Source organism: Micromonospora chokoriensis (assembly GCF_900091505.1).
In the GTDB taxonomy this organism is placed as follows: Bacteria; Actinomycetota; Actinomycetes; order Mycobacteriales; family Micromonosporaceae; genus Micromonospora; species Micromonospora chokoriensis.
Genome location: NZ_LT607409.1, coordinates 6,192,935 through 6,211,118, shown reverse-complemented (window position 1 = coordinate 6,211,118; position 18,184 = coordinate 6,192,935). Strand labels below are relative to the sequence as shown.

The 18,184-nt window shown below is 70.9% G+C and carries 18 protein-coding genes and 1 pseudogene; 8 read left to right on the top strand and 11 right to left on the bottom strand.

Annotated features, from left to right (window positions below; translation table 11 throughout):
- Window positions 1-25 precede the first annotated feature (25 nt).
- Entirely contained in the window at window positions 26-1,054 is a 1,029-nt protein-coding gene (locus tag GA0070612_RS28075) for an LLM class flavin-dependent oxidoreductase (protein ID WP_088990656.1), read from the bottom strand.
- Window positions 1,047-2,096, bottom strand: coding sequence for an LLM class flavin-dependent oxidoreductase (locus tag GA0070612_RS28070; protein ID WP_088991815.1), 1,050 nt, complete (start codon window positions 2,094-2,096; stop codon window positions 1,047-1,049). Before GA0070612_RS28070 ends, GA0070612_RS28075 begins: the two co-directional genes overlap by 8 nt.
- Window positions 2,097-2,208: 112 nt before the next feature.
- Here GA0070612_RS28070 and GA0070612_RS28065 point away from each other — a divergent pair, with 112 nt between their 5' ends.
- Window positions 2,209-2,700 carry a MarR family winged helix-turn-helix transcriptional regulator gene (locus GA0070612_RS28065; protein WP_088990655.1) on the top strand — a complete coding sequence of 164 codons (492 nt, stop codon included), beginning with the start codon at window positions 2,209-2,211 and terminating at the stop codon, window positions 2,698-2,700.
- 9 nt (window positions 2,701-2,709) lie between these two features.
- Here the strand turns inward: GA0070612_RS28065 and GA0070612_RS28060 are convergent, their stop codons facing one another.
- Both GA0070612_RS28060 and GA0070612_RS28055 read right to left on the bottom strand, forming a co-directional pair.
- Window positions 2,710-5,142, bottom strand: a complete 2,433-nt coding sequence (locus GA0070612_RS28060) for a DUF4132 domain-containing protein (protein WP_088990654.1) — start codon at window positions 5,140-5,142, stop codon at window positions 2,710-2,712.
- A gap of 1 nt (window position 5,143) precedes the next feature.
- The gene (locus GA0070612_RS28055; RefSeq protein ID WP_088990653.1) at window positions 5,144-5,536 is read right to left on the bottom strand and encodes a hypothetical protein; all 393 of its coding nucleotides are present in this window, start codon (window positions 5,534-5,536) and stop codon (window positions 5,144-5,146) included.
- Between the two features lie 210 nt (window positions 5,537-5,746).
- On the opposite strand from GA0070612_RS28055, the gene GA0070612_RS28050 reads away from it, so the two are divergent.
- The 3 genes from GA0070612_RS28050 to GA0070612_RS28040 all read left to right on the top strand — a co-directional run bounded on the left by GA0070612_RS28050 (window position 5,747) and on the right by GA0070612_RS28040 (window position 9,603).
- Entirely contained in the window at window positions 5,747-7,717 is a 1,971-nt protein-coding gene (locus tag GA0070612_RS28050; protein WP_088990652.1) for an ABC transporter ATP-binding protein, read from the top strand.
- A gap of 81 nt (window positions 7,718-7,798) precedes the next feature.
- A complete protein-coding gene (locus tag GA0070612_RS28045; RefSeq protein WP_088990651.1) occupies window positions 7,799-8,944 on the top strand; it encodes a sensor histidine kinase in 1,146 nt (381 codons plus the stop codon).
- Window positions 8,941-9,603, top strand: a complete 663-nt coding sequence (locus GA0070612_RS28040; protein ID WP_088990650.1) for a response regulator — start codon at window positions 8,941-8,943, stop codon at window positions 9,601-9,603. Before GA0070612_RS28045 ends, GA0070612_RS28040 begins: the two co-directional genes overlap by 4 nt.
- Before the next feature lie 42 nt (window positions 9,604-9,645).
- Here the strand turns inward: GA0070612_RS28040 and GA0070612_RS28035 are convergent, their stop codons facing one another.
- Together GA0070612_RS28035 and GA0070612_RS28030 are read right to left on the bottom strand one after the other, a co-directional pair.
- Window positions 9,646-10,065 carry a DUF6223 family protein gene (locus GA0070612_RS28035; protein ID WP_088991814.1) on the bottom strand — a complete coding sequence of 140 codons (420 nt, stop codon included), beginning with the start codon at window positions 10,063-10,065 and terminating at the stop codon, window positions 9,646-9,648.
- 156 nt (window positions 10,066-10,221) lie between these two features.
- The gene (locus tag GA0070612_RS28030; RefSeq protein WP_088990649.1) at window positions 10,222-10,983 is read right to left on the bottom strand and encodes a hypothetical protein; all 762 of its coding nucleotides are present in this window, start codon (window positions 10,981-10,983) and stop codon (window positions 10,222-10,224) included.
- Between the two features lie 345 nt (window positions 10,984-11,328).
- Between GA0070612_RS28030 and argS the strand changes: the two are divergent.
- Window positions 11,329-11,802 (top strand): annotated as a pseudogene (gene argS / locus GA0070612_RS28025) (arginine--tRNA ligase domain-containing protein); the annotation flags it as partial.
- A 29-nt stretch (window positions 11,803-11,831) separates the two neighbouring features.
- Window positions 11,832-12,065 (top strand): DALR anticodon-binding domain-containing protein, encoded by a 234-nt coding sequence (locus GA0070612_RS33100; RefSeq protein ID WP_408630517.1) that lies wholly within the window; start codon window positions 11,832-11,834, stop codon window positions 12,063-12,065.
- A gap of 15 nt (window positions 12,066-12,080) precedes the next feature.
- On the opposite strand, the gene GA0070612_RS28020 is transcribed toward GA0070612_RS33100, so the two are convergent.
- From GA0070612_RS28020 to GA0070612_RS28010, 3 genes are all read right to left on the bottom strand, one after another.
- Entirely contained in the window at window positions 12,081-12,422 is a 342-nt protein-coding gene (locus GA0070612_RS28020; RefSeq protein ID WP_088990648.1) for an ArsR/SmtB family transcription factor, read from the bottom strand.
- A 227-nt stretch (window positions 12,423-12,649) separates the two neighbouring features.
- Complete coding sequence (locus GA0070612_RS28015) at window positions 12,650-13,843, bottom strand: endo-1,4-beta-xylanase (RefSeq protein ID WP_088990647.1); 1,194 nt, start codon at window positions 13,841-13,843, stop codon at window positions 12,650-12,652.
- 381 nt (window positions 13,844-14,224) lie between these two features.
- Window positions 14,225-15,046 (bottom strand): PIG-L family deacetylase, encoded by an 822-nt coding sequence (locus GA0070612_RS28010; protein WP_088990646.1) that lies wholly within the window; start codon window positions 15,044-15,046, stop codon window positions 14,225-14,227.
- 193 nt (window positions 15,047-15,239) lie between these two features.
- Here GA0070612_RS28010 and GA0070612_RS28005 point away from each other — a divergent pair, with 193 nt between their 5' ends.
- Window positions 15,240-16,148 carry an alpha/beta fold hydrolase gene (locus GA0070612_RS28005; protein WP_088990645.1) on the top strand — a complete coding sequence of 303 codons (909 nt, stop codon included), beginning with the start codon at window positions 15,240-15,242 and terminating at the stop codon, window positions 16,146-16,148.
- Window positions 16,149-16,157: 9 nt separating this feature from the next.
- Here GA0070612_RS28005 and prfH read toward each other — a convergent pair whose 3' ends face one another.
- Both prfH and GA0070612_RS27995 read right to left on the bottom strand, forming a co-directional pair.
- The gene (prfH, locus tag GA0070612_RS28000; protein WP_088990644.1) at window positions 16,158-16,778 is read right to left on the bottom strand and encodes a peptide chain release factor H; all 621 of its coding nucleotides are present in this window, start codon (window positions 16,776-16,778) and stop codon (window positions 16,158-16,160) included.
- The gene (locus GA0070612_RS27995; RefSeq protein WP_088990643.1) at window positions 16,775-17,494 is read right to left on the bottom strand and encodes an RtcB family protein; all 720 of its coding nucleotides are present in this window, start codon (window positions 17,492-17,494) and stop codon (window positions 16,775-16,777) included. Before GA0070612_RS27995 ends, prfH begins: the two co-directional genes overlap by 4 nt.
- A gap of 157 nt (window positions 17,495-17,651) precedes the next feature.
- Here GA0070612_RS27995 and GA0070612_RS27990 point away from each other — a divergent pair, with 157 nt between their 5' ends.
- Window positions 17,652-18,182 (top strand): P-loop NTPase family protein, encoded by a 531-nt coding sequence (locus GA0070612_RS27990; RefSeq protein ID WP_088990642.1) that lies wholly within the window; start codon window positions 17,652-17,654, stop codon window positions 18,180-18,182.
- Window positions 18,183-18,184: the final 2 nt, after the last annotated feature.

The window sequence follows — 18,184 nt, the reverse complement described above, 5'->3', positions numbered from 1 at the left end:
CGTCCTCTCGGTACTGACGGGCTGATCAGGCCAGGATGTCGCGGACCATCGGGATCACCCTGGAGCCGTACAGCTCCACGGCACGCATCCGGGCGCTCGCCGGTTGTGCGCCGGCCGAGTAGATGAGGTCGAACCGGCCGACACCGAGGCTGCGGATCGCACGGGCCATCCGGCGGGCCACGGTTTCCGGGGAGCCGATGTAGAGGGAACCGTTCTCCACCTCGGAGTCGAACTCCTGCCGGCGGATTGGCGGCCAGCCCCGCAGTTTGCCGATGCGGTCCCGCATGACCCGGTAGTGCGGCCAGTAGATCTCCTTGGCCTCCTCGTCGGTGTCGGCGATGAAGCCCGGCGAGTGCATGCCGACCGGGTGCGCGGTCGTGCCGAGCTGGTCGGCCGCCCGGCGGTACAGGTCGATGTAGGGCGCGAACCGCTCGGGGGCGCCACCGATGATGGCGAGCATGAGCGGGAGGCCGTACTGGGCGGTGCGGACGACCGACTGCGGCGAGCCGCCGACGCCGACCCAGGTGTCCAGGTGACCCGACTCGGTCTTCGGGAAGACGTCGGCGTTCTCCAGCGGTGCCCGCAGGGTGCCGCTCCAGGTCACCGGCTTCTCGTCCAGCAACTTCACGAACAGTTCGATCTTCTCCTCGAACAGCGTGTCGTAGTCGCGCAGGTCGTAGCCGAAGAGGGGGAACGACTCGGTGAACGAGCCGCGACCGAGGATGACCTCGGCCCGGCCGTTCGACAGCGCGTCGACGGTGGCGAAGCGCTGGAACACGCGGACCGGGTCGTCGGAGCTCAACACCGTCACGCCGGAGGCCAGCTTGATCCGGGAGGTACGGGTGGCGATGCCGGCCAGGACCGTCTCCGGCGTCGACACCGAGTACTCCGGCCGGTGGTGCTCGCCCAGGGCGATGACGTCGACGCCGAGTTCGTCGGCGAGTACCGCCTCGTCGACGACCTGCCGGATCGCCGCCGCGTGGGAGACGAGCTTGCCGGAGTCGTCCTGCGGTACGTCGCCGAACGTGTCGAGGCCGAACAGAACGTCAGACATGGGTGGGCTCCTTTGCCAACAACTCGCGGACCCGCGGGGCGACCTCGCTGCCGAGCAGTTCGATGGTGCGCGCGCGTGCGTCGCGGGGGAGGTGCATGATGTCGTACTTCAGGTCGAAGCGGCTCAGCCGCAGGTCGCGGGCGACTCCGGCGATCTTCTGCGCCACCGTCTCGGGTGACCCGACGAAGAGCGCCCCGTGGTCGATTTCCGCCTCGTAGCGTGCGCGGTCCGGTTTGTAGAAGCCGCGCTCGCGGGCGAGCGCCGCCGCTACCGGCTGCCAGTAGCGCCACCACGTCTCCACCGCCTCCTCGTCGGTGTCGGCGACAAGGCCCAGAGAGTGCTGCCCGATTGGCTGCGGGGTATGCCCGAACTGTTCGAGCGCCTTGCGGTAGAGGTCCACGTGGCCGCCGAACCGTTGGGGTCGCCCGCCGATGATCGCGAGCATGAGCGGGAGGCCGTGCCGGGCGGCGCGGACCACCGAGTTCGGGCTGCCCCCGACGCCGATCCAGGTCGGGATGCCGCCGGGCCGCATCCGGGGGTGCAGGCGCTGGTCGACCAGTGCGCTTCGCACCGTTCCGGACCAGGTGACCGATTCGTCGCGCTGCAGTCGCAGGAAGAGATCCAGCTTCTCCTCGAACAGCCGCTCGTAGTCGGTCAGGTCGTAACCGAACAGCGGGAACGACTCGGTCGCCGAGGCGCGGCCGAGGACCATCTGGGCGCGGCCGTTCGAGACGGCGTCGAGGGTCGAGAACTCGTGGTACAGGCGTACCGGGTCGTTCGTGCTGAGCACCGTGACCGAGGTGCCGAGGCGGATCCGCTCGGTCGCCGTCGCGGCTGCCGCGAGCAGCACGGGTGTCGCGGAGTCGTTGTGACCCTCCCGGTAGTGCTCACCCAGGCTGAACACGTCGAGTCCGACCGACTCGGCGAGTCGTGCCTCGGTCACGAGCAGCCGTACGGTCTCGCCGTCGCTCAGGACGCGGTCGCCGTCGGTGGCCACCTCGCCGAACGAGTTGAGCCCCAGCTCGAAGTCCGTAGCTGCCATCGTCTCCTCCTCGGTGCTCTCGCAGCCGGCGATCCACGAGAGCAGACCTACCGGTTGACGTGTCAATGATGCTAACTTGGCGATTGACGCGTCAATTCCCGGGGAGAGTGAGATGACGGAGACCACACCCGGCCGGCGGGCCGGCCGCCAACTCCCGACCGCCGAGGAGCTGCGGATCTGGCGGGCCTTCATCGAGACGACGGCAGCGCTGAGTTCCCGACTCGAATCCCGTCTCCAGGGCGACTCCTCGCTCTCGACCGGTGACTACGCAGTGCTCCTCGCTCTCAGCGAGGCGGAGGGGCAGTCGATGCGGTCGTCCGAACTCGCCGCACACATCGGCTGGGAGCGCAGCCGCCTGTCCCACCACCTGGGGCGGATGGAGCGACGTGGTCTCATCCGCCGCCAGGAGTGCGCGACGGTGCCCCGCGGGGCGGAGGTGCTGCTCACCACGGCCGGTGCCGAGGCGTTCGGAGCAGCCACCTTCCCGCACCTGCGCGCCATCCGCGAGCTGTTCGTCGACGCCCTCACGCCGGATCAGCTCGTCGCGGCGGGCGAGATCGCGGCAGCGCTCAAGCAGAACCTCGACGCGCTGCGCAGAGAGTGAATTCCCCGCTCATCGGGCGAGCTGTCGGAGCACTGTGGCGTCGGTGATCGTGTCGTCCGCGGCGAGCATGATCGCCTTGGACAGGATCGTCGACAGCATGGGGTCGTCGTCGAACGGAAGATGCAGCCGACCGGTGCGGTCCCGCGCCGGAACGATGCACAGGTAGGCGTCGTCGGGTGCCATCAGGATGTTGCCGGACCCGAGGTGGATCCGATATTCGCGGATGGTCCCACGCACGTGCAGGTAGCGGTCGCCGAGGCGCAACCGGTCGGCGATGGTCAGGCGAGGAAGCAGCCGGCCCAGCGCGTCCCGCCGCACCTCGGCCGACTGGGTCAGCGCCGCTCCGGCCGTGCGGTGCCAGTAGGCGTGGAACCGGTCCTCGCCGCGGTCGGCCCACTCCGGATCGGTGGCGATCGAGGTGACGCCCACGAACAGGTCGACGTCGCGCATGGCCTCGCTGAACACCAGCGGCGGCACGTCGACGACAGGCGTCGGTTGCCAGGTCGCGCCGTCGCGTCTGGCGAAACGCACCTGGTCGGTGGAGCAGAACTCGACGTCGTAACGACGTTCGTCGGCGTTCTCGACCAGTTGGTGGTGGAACGACGCCCGCCACGTACCACCGCCGAACGGCTTGGTGGCTTCGCTGTCGTAGCCGCCGTCCCAGGTGCCGAGGTATCCGGCCTGCCAACCCCGGGCGCGCATGAGGGCGTTCGCCTGCCGGTAGCGCAGGATGTGCGCGGCGAACCGGTTGGAATAGGCGTGCGTCAGCTCCTCGGCGGGCGTGAGCAGATAGACCTCCCGGAATGCCTGCTTGAACGGTTGTGCCAGGGCGGTGGCGAGGACGTGTTCACGCCAGGCGAGGACCTCGTCCGCCGTCGCCCGGGCCGGGTGCCAGAGTCTGACCCGGTCGCCGGTGACGGCCCGGCCGCTCAGGTCGGCGATCGTCCATCCGTCGCTGTCGCGTCGGGGCAGACCCGCCGTCCACCGGTGGCCGTCGGTGCTGGTCTCCCACACCAACCGCCGTCCGTAGGCCGCGGTGATCGGGTGGTCGAGGAATCGGGACGACCAGTCCGAGTGCGACCAGGTGCGCTCCTCGGACAGCAGCCCTTCCACCCGCTGGCGCTCGGCGACCAACGAAGCGCCCACGCGTTTGACGAGGTCGCGCAACTGCCGAAGCTCGTCACCGTACGCCTCCCGGACCGGCGCCGGGACGCCCCTGAGTGGACCACCGTCGCGGGCGAAGGTCAGGCGCGCCCTGTCGCCGGTCACCTCAATCGTCGCCTCGTACGGCCCGACAGGCGTGCGGAGGCGCCCGCCGGAGTCGAGCCCGTGGTCGTCGACGGCGAGTTCGAGGACCTCGCTGGGCGACCATCCACGTAGCCCACCGAGGCGGGCCAGCGCCGCCTGGACCCGGCTCTGCACCGCCTTGTTCCGGACCGTCGCCGACAGTCGAGCCAACGTGCGGACGGGTGCCTCGCCACTGCGCTCGGCGAGCAGCGGAATGGCAGCCACTGCCGCCTTCTGGGCGTGGGGGAAGCCGGCCGCCTGTCGCGGGGCTGCTGCCGCGGCGGCGGTGACCCGTGCCAACAGGTCGGTCGCCCGCTCGTCAAGCTGCCGGGACAGCACCCAGACGAGCCCGCGGACGAGGCGGTCCGAGTCGTCGTGCAGGGACCGGCCGTGCGCGACGAACGCCTCCAGGACCGCCCGGACGACCTCGTCAGCGCCGGGTGTGCTGACGAGGAGCTCGTCGACGCGCCGGAGCCACTTCGCCGTTGCCGCAGGCTTCTCCAGTGCGGCGCAGTGCGTCAACAGCTCCGGCACACCGGGCGCGGCGAGGGCGGTGCCCATCTCCGCGCGCACCGTCGGGCCGAACGCGTCGCCGTCGTGCAACAGCGTGGACGGCAGGCGGCGGCCAGTGGCGCGGTCGATGGCCTGCCCGACCAGTAGGACCGCACGCCGCCGCGACGTCGCCGTGATGAAGTAGTCGTCGACCAGTTCGCTCATGAGGGCGGCGAGGGCCGGCACCAGGTCGACCAGCTCGGCGGGCGGCAGGCGTGCGGCGATGATGGCCGGCAACTCCACGTGGGCGCCGTTGTCGTATTCCTCGCCCCGCCCGGCGACGTCCAGGCACCACACGAGGTCGGACCGAGTCCACGGCAGGTCACCGTCGGCCAGGCTGCGCAGCACCTCGTTGAGCGCGACGGGTATCGAACTGGTGCAGGCTGTCCGATGCATGGCCAGTGCGGCGCTGCGGCGCTGCGCGACCGGCCACGACGCGACGACCTTCCACTCCGGCACCTCGGTCAGCGAGGATCCCCAGTGGTAGGTGCTCACGACGTGCAGCACGGCCCTGATCCGAGCGTCGGCCTCGGCCAGCCCCGCCTCCACCTGTCGTCGATCCGCGTCGGTCAGAGTGGGGAGCGATGCCGTCCAATCGCCCATGTCAGCCGCCGACCAACGCGACGAGCCGGACGAAGGCCACGTCCGGATCAGCGGTCAGGTCGATCTCCTCGTCGAGGTCTTCGATCTGGCGGTTGCCGGCCAGCAGCACGAAACCGTTGCGCTCGAAGGCGGCGCAGGCGGCGTCCGCCTGTCGTTCCCAGTCGAGCCGCCTGCCGGGGGCGACCCGGTAGCCGTTCAGCGTCGCTTCCGTCTCGCTCGGCTGGACCAGCCCTCGAAAGTGGTCGGGCTGGTGAGCGTTGAAGCGGGCGACCTCCTCGCGAACCCGTAACCGGACCAGCTCCCGTGCGGAGATCCGGTCCGGAAGGGCGGTCATCGACCACTGGTCGATCGCCTTACCGGTGGCTGTCTCGTCCCGAACGATCGCCGTGGCCATGTCGCCGTACTCCCTGCTGTGAGGTGAGCCGCATCATGGCACGCGCGTCCGACAAACGATCCGGCTCAGTGGAGCGAGGATCATGTAACCCGCAGTATTCAGCCGATTGCCTACAGCGACAGTCCGGTGGTCCAATCCTCCAGGAACCCGCCACTCCGACCGCACTACCCGGCGGACTGGCGACGGCTGCGCCGCTCGGGAGGTACGTCCATGATCGAGACCGCCACCGCAGGGACCCGACCCACTCCGCCCGACCGACCCGGTCCGGTCAGTGCCGAGTCGGTGCTGCCGGAGCTGCGCGAGATGTGGTGGGAGACGGGGGTGCGGGCGAGGGCGGAGGCCGGTGTCTTCGCCGTGTTCGCGGAACTGCCCAGGCTGGTCTGGACAGCCCTGGGCATCAGTTGGCGCGCGGACCGACTCCGTACCAGCGTGGTGGCCGCCGCGACCGTCGGCGCGGGGGTGATGGCGGCCTTCGGGTTGTTGGCCACCCAACGGGTGCTGGTCGAGTTGTTCGCCGGTGGGCCGACGGCCGACAAGGTCCGGGCGGCGCTGCCTGCCCTGGCCGTGCTGGCGGCGACGGTCGCGCTCCGCGCCGGCATGGGCATCGCCACCGGGTACGCGCAGAACGGGCTGACGCCCCGGGTGAGCCGCGAGGTCGAGCGGGGGTTGTTCGAGGTGTCGACGGCGGTCCGGCTGGAGGCGTTCGACGCCGACGCGTTCGCCGACGACATGGAACGCGCCTCCCGGGGGACCGAGTCGACGATCGGGCTGGTGCAGGCGTCGATGAACCTGCTCGCCGGGTTGGCCGGGCTGCTCGCCGTGGCGGCGGCCGTCGTCATCATCCATCCGTTGCTGCTGCTGGCGTTGGTGGTCGCCACAGTGCCGAACGCCTGGGCGTCGCTACGGTCCGGACACCTGCGCTACCGGACGTACACCGCCGGGTCGGTGCGTCGGCGTCGACTGTGGTTGCTGCACAAGCTGATGGCCGAACGCGCCTCGGCGCCGGAGCTGCGGTCGTACGGGCTGCGCGGATTCCTGCTCGACCAGTACGACCGGGTGATGCGGGTGGAGACCGACATCCAGCTCGCTCTCGCCCGCCGGGTCACCACGACCACCACCGTCGGGGCGATCATCGGCGGTCTCGCCACCGGCACCGTCTACGTCCTGCTCGGCCTGCTGCTCCTGGACGGGCAGATCCCGCTCGCCGCCGCGGCGACCTGCGTCATCGCTGTGCAGTCCGCCCAGCGATCCCTGGCCATCGCCACCTTCCAGGTCGACCACGTCTACACCGAGGGGCAGCACTTCGGTGACTACACGGGTTTCATGGCGCGGGCCGCCGCGTACCTGCCCGACGCCACCCGGCCCGCCGATGCCGAGCCCGAACGGCTGGGGGAGCTGAGCGTTCGGGAGGTGAGTCTGCGTTACCCCGACCGGGACACACCGGCGGTGGACGGCGTCTCGTTGACGATCACCGCCGGGCAGACGGTGGCGTTCGTCGGGGAGAACGGCTCGGGCAAGACGACCCTGGCCGCGATGATCGCCGGCCTCCGCGTGCCCAGCGAGGGCACCATCGAGTGGAACGGCCGGCCGATGTCGGACTGGGACGTCGGCCGGTTGCGTGCCCGGATCGCCGTGGTGACGCAGGAATACCACAAGTGGCCGTTCACCGCCGCCACCAACATCGCCATCGGCGACGTCGAGGCCGAGGCCCGGCAGGACCGCATCGAGGCCGCCGCCGCCCGCGCGGTGGCCCACCACATGATCAACGAACTACCCCACGGGTACGAGACACTGCTCGACCGCACCTTCGCCCGTGGTCAGGACCTCTCCGGTGGGCAGTGGCAGCGCATCACGGCGGCCCGTGGCTTCCTGCGCGACGCCGAACTGCTGATCATGGATGAGCCGTCCTCGGCGCTCGATCCCCGCGCGGAGGACGCCCTGTTCCAGGCCATCCGTGACCGGCGAGGTCGCGCCACCACGATCCTCATCACGCACCGGCTCGCGAACGTCCGGCACGCCGACCGGATCTTCGTCCTGCACCTGGGCCGGCTGGTCGAGGCCGGCACCCACGACGGACTGGTCGCCGCCGGCGGTCGGTACGCCGAGTTGTTCGCCCTCCAGGCCGCCGGTTACGACACCGACGCGGCCGCAGGTCCCCGGCCGCGGTCGGCCGCCGACTGACCACGGCGCCGGGACGGACGGCCGTCGCACCGGCGGTTCGGGCGGTTCTCCGTCGATCGTCGGAAGGCTAGGCTGCGGTCCATGTCGGGGTCGCCGTGGCGTGGTCGACCGGCGGACACCGCCCTGGTGCTCGCCGTCGGTCTGGTCGCCCTCGTCGGCCTGGTGGTGCAGTCGCGCGGCATCGACACCGCCGCCGAGTGGGCGGCGCTGCCGGTGGTGCTGGCGTCCTCCGCCGCGCTGTACGCCCGTCGCCGTCATCCGGTGCCGGTGGGCGTGCTGGCCCTCGCCGCCGTCGGCGCGTACGGGGCGCTACTGCACAAGCCCGGCCCGATCATGCTGGTGTTCGTGGTGGCGCTCTACACGGTCGTCGACGAGGGTCACCTCCGGGTCGCCGTCGGTCTGGGTCTCGCCTCGGTGATCGCCTTCGCCGTCGCGGACAGCTACAACCGGTCCCCGGACACCATGAACGGGGCGACCCTGCTGCACGCCGGTTGGCTCGTCGCGGTCATCGTCGGGGTCACCCGCAACCGCCGGGCCTACCTCGCGGAAGCGCGCGCCCGGGCGGAGGCCGCCACGCAGCGGATGGAGGAGGAGGCACGGCGACGCGCCACCGAGGAGCGCCTGCGCATTGCGCGCGACCTGCACGACGTCCTCGGCCACCACCTCTCGATGATCAACGTGCAGGCCAGTGCCGCGCTGCACCGACCGGACGCCGCCCGCTCCGAGCAGGCGCTCACCGCGATCAAGGAGGCCAGCAAGGAGACGCTGCGCGAGTTGCGAACGGCGCTCGGCACGCTCCGGCAGGACGATGCGGCGTCGGTAGTGCCCGCGCCGGGCCTGCACCGCCTCGACGATCTGATCACGACGGTCGGGCGTTCCGAGGTGGACATCCGCACCGAGTTCGCGGAGGTCGGCGCCCTGCCGCCGGAGGTCGATCTGGCGGTGTACCGGATCGTCCAGGAGGCGCTCACCAACGTCACCCGGCACGCCGGGGCCACCACCGCTGTGGTCCGGGTGCGATCCGACAGTGGCGACGTGCTGGTCGAGGTGGAGGACGACGGCACCGGCGCGCCCGGTGCGCCGGGCAGCGGGATCCTCGGCATGCACGAGCGGGCCCGCGCGCTCGGCGGCTCACTCACCACCGGCACCCGACCGGACGGCGGATTCCGGGTTCGCGCCCGCCTGCCGCTGCGCCCCCGCCCGTCACCGGCCTCGGAGCCGGCATGATCCGGCTGCTGATCGTCGACGACCAGACGCTGGTCCGCGCGGGCTTTCGTTCCATCCTGGAGGGCGAGGACGGCATCGAGGTGGTCGGTGAGGCCGCCGACGGGGCCGCGGCGGTGCGACTCGCCGAGCAGCTCCGGCCGGACGTCGTCCTCATGGACATTCGGATGCCGGTGCGGGACGGCCTCGCCGCCACCGGGGAGATCGTCGCGAGCACCGAAGCCCGTGTGATCATCCTGACCACCTTCGACCTGGACGAATACGTCTACGGTGCGTTGCGGGCCGGCGCGAGCGGCTTCCTCGTGAAGGACACCGAGCCGGCGGAGCTGATCCACGGGGTCCGGGTGGTCGCCCGGGGCGACGCGCTGATCGCGCCGTCGATCACCCGCCGACTGATCGCCGAGTTCGCCACCCGGGCGACGCATCCGGACCCCAAACCGCGGTTGAGTGTGCTCACCGAGCGGGAGCGTGAGGTGCTGGCCCTGGTCGCCGCGGGCCTGTCCAACGACGAGATCGCCGCACGGCTGGTGCTCAGTCCGGCCACCGCCAAGACGCACGTCAGCCGGATCATGACCAAGACGCGGGTACGGGATCGGGCCCAGCTGGTGATCCTCGCCTACGAGTCCGGCCTGACCGTTCCCGCCTGGCTGGCCCGCTCCTGACCCGGCCTCAGACGCTCAGCCGGCCTCCGAACTCAGCCGGCCTCAGACGCTCAGTTGGCCGGTGCGGCGCGAGCGGGCCAGGGCGAGCCCACCGAGGACCACGCCGGCCACCCCGACCACCAGTGCCACGAAGGCGCCACCCCGCCCGTTGCCGGTGCCGACACCGCCGTCGGAGGTGGCCACCACCAGCGCCCCGAGAAGCAGACCGAGCAGACCCGACGCCAGGGCCAGCACACCCCCGAGCCGCCCGGATCCGGTGCCGACGCGACTGACCGGGCGGGCCAGGGCCAGCCCACCGACGACGGTGCCGACCAGCCCCAGCAGGACCGCCACTGTGGCACCGAGCCGCCCGGAGCTCATGGTGAGAGCCGTGGCGGAGGTGGGCTGGACGGACATGTGCGCGGCCGGCTCGATCGCCAGCGGAGCGGTCACGGCGGCGGCGAGCAGATTGTGGACGGACATCATGTTTCCCCTTGGTCGGTAGGACGGGTGACACGCAGCAGCGTATGAACGGGAGTGCGTGTGAGTCGTCATGCCGGAGATGCTGATCGCCCTACCGCCGGGGATGTACGCCCGCCCGCCGCCGTACCGCGGTGGTTGTCGTCGACCGGGCGGGGGTCACCCCTGCCAGGCGTCGATCGTCTTCGCGCCGTCGCGGACGACCCGGTCCATGATGGTGGGGTTGCCGCTGGTGCCCTCCCACCCCTGGTCGTTGAAGACCGTCACGGCCCTGCCGACCCGGGCCACGGCGATCTGGCTGGTCGCGGTGTCGCCGGTGCGGTCTCCGTTCAGGCTCGTCTCGGGCCAGGTGCGGGTCAGCAGCAGCGCCTCGTCGCCGACGCCGGTCAGCGGCTCGCTCGTGACGGTGACCCGGTTTCCGGACTGGTCGTAGGCGGGGCACGCCCGCACGTCGGTACGCAGACGTCCCAGGTACGCCGACGCGCCGTCGCCGTCGAACGTGAAGATGACCTGGTGGATCATGCCCTGCGGTGTCTCAGCCTCGGTGGCGCCGGCCCTCTGGTAGGTGTTGGTCATCGCGGCGCTCGCCGTGACCTGCCGACCGCCGGTCCCGAACTCGTTGCCGCACATCGTCGGTAGGGCATCCGTCACCGGCGTCGTCCGCCGGGGCGACTTCCGCAACTCGGTCGGCAGCTCGACGAACGCCGACGTCGGGATGGTCGTCGGAGTGTCGGCGCTCGGCGTCGGCGCGTCGGTCGGATTCGCCGATGCCGAGGCGACCGTCGGGGCCGCCATCGACGGGGTCGAGGCCGGCGGGTCCTCGGTGGAGGTGCAGGCGGCCAGTGCGACGCCTCCCATCAGCGGAATCAACGCGAGGACGCCGCGCGTACGGGTGGTCGACGTCGGTCGGTGTCGGCTCATGATCCTCCCTCGGTTGTCCCGGGCAGTTCCCTGCGACGAGTCGGCCGAAACGACCACACACCGCTGTTGGACGGTAACCGGACCTGCCGAAACCGGGATGCCGCCACACCGGGACAACCGTTAGGCTGCTGCCATGACCAGCGTGATCGTGCTCTGCACCGGAGCGTCGTGTGACGTCCTGGTTGGTGTGCGACGCCGGCGATCCGTCGCCCGCCCGCGCTGACCTGTTCTCCTGCGACCGGCGGATCGAGCCGCCGGTCACCGACCGGTCGTTCCCGGTCCGCCCGCATCTCCCCGTTCGACGGCTCGCGTGACAGCGCGGGCCCGAGTGAGATCGGCGTACTCATGGATCTTGAAAGGTTGTTGTCCGACCGGCTGGTGCCGGCGTTCGCGGAGGTGGCCGGTGGCCCGGTCGACCCGCTCGTGCGGCGGTCTCCGCGCGCTGACTTCCAGTCCGACGCGGCGCTGGCGCTGGCCCGGCGGCTCGGTCGGCCGCCGCGCGACATCGCCGCCGCGGTCCTGGAGCGCGCGGTGCTCGACGACGTCTGCGCGTCGTCGGAGGTCTCCGGGCCGGGCTTCCTCAACCTGACCATCGCCGACCGGGCACTGGCCGACCTGGCCTCCGGGCTGGCCGGCGACTCCCGGCTCGGGGTGCCGCCCACGACCGCGCCGTAGACCGTGGTGGTCGACTATTCGACGCCGAACGTGGCCAAGGAGATGCACGTGGGGCATCTGCGCTCCACGGTCATCGGCGACGCGGCGGTACGGCTGCTGGAGTGGCTCGGGCACCGGGTGGTGCGGGTCAACCACCTGGACTGGGAGCGTACGCGTACGCGCGTGTCCGGTCGATGGTCCGGCGGGCCGGCACGGAGGCCCGGCTGGACACGCCCCTCGAATTCCACCGACTCGCCGGTTACCTGCACCGGCTCGCCACGGCGTTCAACGCGTTCTACGAGCACTGCCCCGTGCTGCGCGCCGCGGACGGCCTGCGGGAGAGTCGGCTGTTGCTGGCCGAGCTGACCGCCCGGACGCTCCGGCAGGGGTTGCACCTGCTCGGCATCCGAACCCTCGATCGGATGTGACGAGGCAACGCCCGGTCAGCGCGCCTTCTTCGTCGCCCGTTTCCGGGGCGGCGTCAGCAGGTCGGCGATCTGCGCGATGGCGGAGGGCACCAGGCGGTAGTACGCCCAGACCCCACGCTTGTCGCGTTCCAGCAGGCCGGCCTCGGTGAGGATCCGGAGGTGATGACTCACCGTCGGCTGGGAGAGGTTGAGCGCCCCGGTGAGGTCGCTGACGGAGGCCTCACCGTCCGGCGCCGACTGGATCAGGCTGAGCAGCCGGAGTCGCGCCGGGTCGGCGAACGCCTTCAGCACCCCGGCGAGTCGTTCGGCATCGGCCCGCTTGATGGGGTCGCCGGTGAGCGGCGAGATGGCAGGCATGGCAGTTTTCGCAGTTCCCACGCCTGCCATAGTGACACCAAAACCATCAATAAACCGGTAGAACCGGCACCAGGACCCCCGATGGCGTCCGGATGGCGGAACGGTCCGGCCGAACGTGAGTCGAACACCGACGTCCGACGGTGCCGTAGGGACCGTGTGGGGCTCCGCCGCGCCCCACACGGTCCCTACGCCGACGCACGCGTCGCCGGATCAGCCGGGCCGTCGGGTCAGCGGCGCGGCTTGGGTGCGATCCGAGGCAGCACGTACGGCGGCCCAGCAAAGATCAGGTCGGACTTCAACTCGTTGTACGCCCGCTTGGGCTGGTAGTTCTCGTCGTAGATGGTGGCCAGGCCCTCCGGCGGGTCGTTGAACCAGTCCGGCACCCACGAGTACTTGTCGCTGAAACCCCAGACCGTGTATGACAGGCAGCTCCGCACGGCGAGGCACGCCTTCATCAGCACGCTGAAGTTGGCGGCCGACGCCTGCAGCCGGGGGTTGATCTCCTCCGAGTTGCCGGCGCGGACGGCCTCCGTCATCTGACTACGGACGTCGACCTCGGTGAACGCGGTGGCGACGCCGAGCCCGCTGAACTTCTTCAACGCGGCGGTCACCTGGAGGGTGTCGAAGTTGCCGTACTGGGTGCCCAGGTGGCCCTGGGCGCCGACGCCGTCGATCGGGACACCCTGGGCGCGTAGGCCCTTGGTCATGTCGTAGACGAACTGCGTCTTGTCGTCGGCCGGGTTGCCGGAGCCGAAGGCCTCGATGTTGTAGTCGTTGTAGAACAGCAGGGCCTTGGGGTCGGCCGCCCGCGCCCAGCGGAACGCGTCGGCGATGTAGCCGGGCCCCAGGTTCTGCGCCCAGAAGCCCTTGTAGTGCAGGGTCGACGGGGTGTCCCACGGGTCGCTGACGGCCTCGTTGACCACGTCCCACTGCCAGATCTTGCCCTTGTAGCGGTTGACGACGGTGGTGATGTGCTTGCGCAGCAGCTCGCGCAGCTCCTGCTTGCTGATCGAGCCGTCGGCGACGCCGCTGGTCAACCAGGCGGGCAGCTGGTTGTGCCAGACCAGCACGTGACCGCGCACGCTCTGCCGGTTGCGCTTGGCGAACTCCACGAACTGGTCGGCCGCCGCCCAGTTGTAGGTGCCCCGGGTGGGTTCCAGGACCTCCCACTTCATCACGTTCTCGGCGGTGACCGAGGCGAACTCGGAGGACGCCAGCGCGCGGTACTGCGGGTCGCCGGCGTCGTTGAGGGCATCCATGTTCACCGCGGTGCCGACGTGCAGGCCGTGGCGCAGACCCAGGGCGCCGAGGCTCTGCGCCGTCGGGTCGTACGGCCGGCTGGCGGTGGCCGGCACGGTGTTCAACGCCGCGACGGTCGCGACGGCGACCACTCCGACGGTGGTCCACTGTCTCAGCTTCATGTGCCTTCCCTTCCAGACCATTGATCGACAACTGTCGATCAACAAGGTGCGGGTCCGGTCATGGCGGATAAGGAGCGGATTCGGGGCGGAGCGGCCGGGTGCGGCCGGGACCGGTAGTTCCGGCCGGTGACCGGAAACCTGCTCGAAACGTTAAGGCCGTCTATGTCCGGGCGTCAACGCTGAAAACTTCCGGAAATTCGTCATATGACCTGCGCGGGCTTGTGCACCAGCGCCGCGAAACTTTCAGTGGCCGGGGGCCCGCTGCTTTCGGTGCCTTATCGGTCGGTCCGACAGCGTCGCCGACGTCTCGGAGCGACGCACGCGGGAACACCGGCCGGGCGGCCGACGACGCCAGGCCTTGCGGGAGCTGATCCGCGCCGGTCAGCGCAGGCCGGCGAAGAGGTCGCCCTCGGGGGTCGGCGCGCCCGTCCGGTCACGGACCCGCACGAAGGTCTCCACGCCCATCAGCTCGGTGAACCGGTCGCGGCCCAGTTGCAGGAAGAAGATGTTCTCGGTCTGACTGGCGTGCGCGGCCAGCGCGTCGAACTTCTGCCCGCCGTAGCTGTTGGCGTCCACCCAGGTGGTGATCTCGTCGTCCGGCAGGCCGAGCGGCGGCACCGTCTCGTCCGGCTCGGCCCAGTCCACGCCGAGATCCCGCATGACCCGACCGAACTGCTCGAACGCCGTACGCGGCACGGTGGTCCAGTAGACCTTCGCCGGGCTGTCGGTCAGCTCGACGGCCGCCATCGTGATCCGGTGCGCCTGGATGTGGTCCGGGTGGCCGTAGAAACCGTTCTCGTCGTACGTGACGATGACATCGGGTTGGTACTGCCGGATCAACTCGGCGAGCCGGCCCGCAGCCTCCGCCACCGGCGTCGTCCAGAACGCGCCGGGCTGGTCGTTGGTCGACCACCCCATCATCCCCGAATCCGCGTAACCGAGCGTCTCCAGGTGGCTGACCTCCAACACCGCGCAGCTGGCCTCCAACTCGGCCCGACGCATCGCCACGACGGCGGCCGGGTCGTGCCCCGGGTCACCCGGCTTCACCCCGCCCGGGCCGTCGCCGCACCGCCCGTCGGTGCACGTCACGAGCACTGTCGTGATCCCCTCGTCGGCATAGCGGGCCAGCACGCCGCCGGTGCTCGTCGCCTCGTCGTCGGGGTGGGCGTGCACCGCCATCAGGGTCAGAGGTCGCTCAGCCATGCCATCACCCTACGGTCCGGCCCCGCCGGCCCGCCGGACCCTCTCGGACCTCGCCCGGAAGCGGGGCCCGCATCCTACCCAGCCCGGGACCGGCCCAGCGGAGTTCGGGCAATCCGCCGTCCGGTACGGCGTCCGCTCCTACATTCGACAGCACCAGCAGGTCGGAACAGGTCGGGACGCGGGAAAGAGGTCGATGACAGTGGCCGGTGCGGGATCGTTCACCGACCTACGGCAGATCGATGCCGGTGTCCTGAACGTGGGGTACGTGGACGCCGGGCCGCCCGACGGCCCCGCCGCGATCCTGCTGCACGGCTGGCCGTACGACATCCACAGTTTCGTCGACGTCGTACCGCTGCTCACCGCCGCCGGTTACCGGGTCGTCGTGCCGTACCTGCGGGGCTACGGCACCACCCGCTTCCTCTCCGACGACGCCGTGCGCAACGGCGAACCGGCCGCCATGGGGCTCGACCTCGTCGCGCTCATGGACGCCCTGCACATCGACAGCGCGAAGCTGGCCGGGTTCGACTGGGGTGCGCGGACCGCGGACGTCGTGGCCGCGTTGTGGCCCGAGCGCTGCCAGGGCCTGGTCTCGGTGAGCGGCTATCTCATCGCCGGCCAGGAATCGGGTAAGGCGCCGTTGCCGCCCAAGGCGGAACTGGCGTGGTGGTACCAGTACTACTTCGCCACCGAGCGCGGCCGCAACGGCTACGACAAGAACCGTCGTGACTTCAACAAGCTGATCTGGCGCACCGCGTCACCACGGTGGACATTCGACGACGCGACGTTCGACCGCAGCGCGGCGGCGTTCGACAACCCCGACCACGTCGACATCGTGGTGCACAACTACCGGTGGCGGCTGGCCCTCGCCGACGGCGAGCCACAGTACGACGACGTGGAGAAGCGCCTGGCCACGCAGCCGAAGATCACCGTGCCCAGCATCTCCCTGGAGGGGGACGCCAACGGCGCGCCGCACGTGGAGCCCAGCGTCTACGCCAAGCAGTTCACCGGGCGCTACGAGCACCGGACCATCGGCGGCGGTGTCGGGCACAACCTGCCGCAGGAGGCGCCGCAGGCGTTCGCGGACGCGGTGCTGGAGGTCTGACGGAGCCCGTCACCGCGGGCGGCCCGGCCGCTGCGGCTCCGGACGCTCCACGCGGACGGGATCGCCGCGGACGAGATCGTCGTGGATGCGCCAGCGGGCGGTGGTGACGGCCCGTCGGGCCACCTCGTCGCCGTCCTCGACGCGTTGCCGCAGCAGGTTCAGCGCGCGCCGCCGGTTGAGGCTGAACTGCCGTTCCTCGTCCACGACCACGACGATGCCCGAGGGGCGGTGCGTCGCCCGTACCGCGGTGCTGGCCTTGTTCCGGTGCTGGCCGCCCGGCCCTCCGGTGCGGCAGCCGACGATGTCGACATCCGCCTCGGAGAACGCCGTCGGCACCGCGTCGAGGTGGGGGCGCTGGGCGGTGACGTACCAGTTCTTCCGGCCGGTGCTCGTCCGGTAGGGGCTCGGGGCCTGCCAGCACAGCGTGCCGGTCCACGAGTCGGCGAACGCCTCCGCGTCGACACCGGAGATCTGGACGAGCACGGACCGGTCGCCGGGCACCGCCTGCACCTGCGCGACCGTCACCCCTCGACGGGTGCCCTCCGCCGTCAGGCGGCGCAGGAGCTGGGTCAGCGCCCAGGCACATTCCCGTGGGCCGCGCCCGGCGGACAGCAGCAGGAGCACGCTCACGACCGCCCCCGCCCACCACGGCGGCCCCGCCGGTCGGTCCGGCTGGCGGGCCCGAGGTCGGCCGTCTTGTAGGTGACCAGCGGAATCGTGTTGGCGACCGGCGTGGCCAGTCGGTGCTCGACGAGGTCGGCGACCACCTGCTCGATGCGCTTGTACGCGGTGGGCGCCTCCTCGAAGAGGAGTTGACGGTCACCGCACACCACGAGGGAACCCAGCGGCGTGCGGCGTAGCTCCTCGACGTCGACCCCCAGACGAGCCGCGTGGCCCGGGTCGAGGACAGGCCCGACCCGGGCCAGCTCGACGAAGTGGTTGCCCCGGCCGACCGTCCCGAGACCGTCGAGGTGACCGGCCGGGACATCACCCTCGACGACCGCCCAGGCCCTGTCGTCGGCGCCGATCGTCCGATCGAGGTCGGGGAACCGTGCGGCCAGCCGCTCCGGTACGGCCCGCTTGAGCCTGACGGGGAACACGGCGATGCCGCAGCCGATGTCGGAGCCCACCAGGAACGGGTACAGCACCGTCGACGCCATGGCCGCGCCGATCGGCGCGCCCTTGCCCGGGTGGAGGTCCGGCATCCCGGCAACGTGGATCATGCCGTCGAGGGCGGCCACCTGCTGGCACTGGGCGAGGGCGTCGGACTCGATCCAGCTGGTGGGCGAGGCGAACACCGTGACGGTGGCGGGGTTGGACGAGGGCAGAGACTGTTGCTGAATCAAGGAGAGCCCGCTTCTGACCGGGAGAACGTGGCAACGGACGAGTCACGCCGCCCGGGAAGGTGTCACCGGGGGCGGAGGGGGAGTGGGTCCGTCAGTACGTCATGGGAGTCACTCTCGCGAAGCGCGCCGCGTACGACAAGTGATTTACGCTGCCGCGATGAGCCCACCGCGCCGCATCCTGATCTACGGGGTGTACGGGTCCGGCAAGTCCACCCTCGCCGCGCGGTTGGCCGAACACCTCGGGCTGCCCTGGTACCCGGTGGACGACCTGCTCTGGGAGCCGGGTTGGGTCGAGGTGCCCGTCGCGCGGCAACGCGGTCGGATCGAGGAGATCTGCCGGCGGGACCGCTGGATCGTCGACGGGGCGTACCACGGCTGGCGGGACGTGCCGTTGGCCCGCGCCGACCTGGTCGTCGGCCTGGACTATCCCCGGTGGCTCTCGTTCGGGCGGTTGCTGCGGCGCACCGTCCGCCGGGTGCGCACGGGCGAGGAGATCTGCAACGGCAACCGCGAGACGCTGGGCAGCGTGCTGTCTCCGGACTCGATCCTGGTGTGGCACGTGACGGCGTTCGGTCGGGCGCGACGGCGGATGCGCGCCTGGCGGACCGATCCGTCCGCGCCGCCCGTGGTGTTGCTGCGCTCCCCGGCGGAGCTGGACGACTGGCTGGCCACCCTGCCCGGTCGCTGACG